Consider the following 2,363-nt stretch of genomic DNA (forward strand, 5'->3'; position numbering starts at 1 on the left):
TTTTATAAGCCCCATCCTCCGTATCATCCGTAAAAGTAAGGTATTCAACTTCTGTGCCGTGTTGAAACTATACGACTTGTCGGAGGTCTCGCTCTTATAGACAATATTCTTTTCGGCAAGCTCCTTTAGTCCGCGCCCCACAGTGTCGGCACCGGGTAATAGCGTGTCAGGTCTCTGCTTGAACTGCCCAATAAGCGCATTGATGTCCTCAAGGCATTCTCCACCACAAAGGTAGCTGAAGAAGAGAGAGCCCAGGATGCTTCCATGGCTGAATGCTTTGCCGCTACTTCCACGTTTGCCCAATACAGATTCGGTAAGTTTTTCAAAGCCCAACTTTGAGAAAACGTCCATAATGTGATAAATTCCACCGAAGGAAGTGATATTCTCGTTTTTAATTGCTACCTTTGCCATGTCAGATTTTTGCTTACTTGTTATGTTTGCAGCACCAAGATAGGTGAAATCTCTGACATATCCAAGTGTTTTGAGAACTTTGTTTCTCAGGCACTTGGATTTCTCAAAAGATTTTATGCTACGGAATTAAGGTATATAAAAACACCTACCGGAGAGATTAATCACAGATTTTTTAAGGCAGCAACAAAAAAGTGAAAGAAGAGTTATTGAAATTTTTAGAACAAAGGAGAATCCATTTACCCTCCCATAATGTTGGTGATACAACATTTGTCCTTAACGAAAAAGATGCGTTAGACTTTATTGGTTTAGCAAAATATAATTCAACACCTATTATAGGAGCCGATGTCTTGACAATTTCTAAATCAGGAGATATAGATTATATCTTATATGATTGGGGGTATAAGTATATATATCTAAATTGGTCATGTGATAGGGTTATAGGAGAAACTGATGATTATTATTTATCCAGATCAATAGAATTTGCGTATGATAAAATCACAGAGATACAAAAAGTAGCGATTTCCTTAAAAAAGAGGTTCTATATTTCCTTTGTATTTTAAGGCATCCTTAACTTTTATTTCCTCTTACCTCTTGAACATCATCATAAATATGAGGTGAAGTCGTCTTGACTTTTAATGTTTCTATATATTAAGAGGCGTTTGTTCTCCCTGTGATGCCAACACAAGATAAACACCTTTCTCATACACGAAGTGCAGGACAAATCAAAACACCGACTTATAAACTCTCGAAAGACTAACAATTCCCGAACATATCAACTTACAAACTGGAAAACTCACAAACTCATCAACTCAAATCTTAAATCATTATCTTTTATTTTACAACATCACTCTAATTTTCGCTCCGTTCTAGCGAAAACATAGGCCAAAATATAGGTAAATCGCCCCTATTTCTAGCCTTTCACGCCTTACAACATGTTCAATTTTAAGAAAACTACCTGCATTTTGCACCATTTTGCCTTTCTAGTTTGGTTGCCAACCCATGATTTTTGCAGCCCCAAAAGCAACTTTTAAACCCCAAAACCCCACTTTTTAACGACCATTTTACCCTTTCTAGCCATGTATTTCATGGTTCTTAAAGTTTTTTTATACAATTGCAGTGGATATTTATGCTTTTTGCCTTGCGTTTAGCTGCATTTTGCACTGCGTTTTGCACCATTTCACCTTGCGTTTTGCACCAAAACGCACTGCGTTTAGCACCAAAATGCACTGCGTTTAGCGGCATATTGCACTATATTTTGCTATAAATAGCCCAAAAGTTGGTGCAAATGGCGACTTCTTTAAATAAATATTCATTTCACTGCATTCACATGCTAACCCCTTTTTGCATCAAAACAAACCTTCGCGAGAATCGATTTTTTGCAGCCAAGTGAGCGATTGGTGGATAAAAAGGCACTCACAATGTTAAATTTACCACTAAAAACTATACAAAAAAATATGCCGTAAACACGCGCGAGTGGGCAATGACACAGAAAACATGTAGGCTTGCAACGGCCAGCGCGAGCGGTTGTGGGGGATGTTGCTCACGACCAACCAAGACGACATCATGGAAAAGCGGAAGTAATCTGCCATTGACAGCCAGGCTTTCAACTTGTAGAGAACGCATGGAACAACTTCCGCCAAGTCGCCTTCTGAAACATAACCACGTTTTGCCACAGACAATTTGGAGCAATATTTCAGGTTTTATCGTATCCTCGTCCAGTACTTTGTACATGAGCAGAATGTTTATCTTGGTTTTACCACACAAAGAAAATAAACTCCACCCAATTTATAGAACCCTTAAAAGTCAAGACAACTTCATGTCAAATTTTTGCTTACTTGTTATGTTAGCAGCACCAAGATAGGTGAAATTTCTGACATATCTAAGTGTTTTGAGAACTTTGTTTCTCAGACACTTGGAGTTCTCACAAGAATTTATGCTGCGGAATTAAGGGA

1 protein-coding gene and 1 pseudogene are annotated in these 2,363 nt (G+C 38.3%); one reads left to right on the plus strand and one right to left on the minus strand.

Translation table 11 applies throughout. The annotated features are described in order from the left end of the window. Positions 1-411, minus strand: a pseudogene (locus HMPREF0670_RS02770) (IS1380 family transposase); the annotation flags it as partial. 191 nt (positions 412-602) lie between these two features. On the opposite strand from HMPREF0670_RS02770, the gene HMPREF0670_RS02775 reads away from it, so the two are divergent. Then, positions 603-971 carry a hypothetical protein gene (locus HMPREF0670_RS02775; protein WP_044077637.1) on the plus strand — a complete coding sequence of 123 codons (369 nt, stop codon included), beginning with the start codon at positions 603-605 and terminating at the stop codon, positions 969-971. Positions 972-2,363: the final 1,392 nt, after the last annotated feature.

Origin of the sequence: Prevotella sp. oral taxon 317 str. F0108 (genome assembly GCF_000162415.1) — a bacterium.
GTDB lineage: Bacteria > Bacteroidota > Bacteroidia > Bacteroidales > Bacteroidaceae > Prevotella > Prevotella conceptionensis.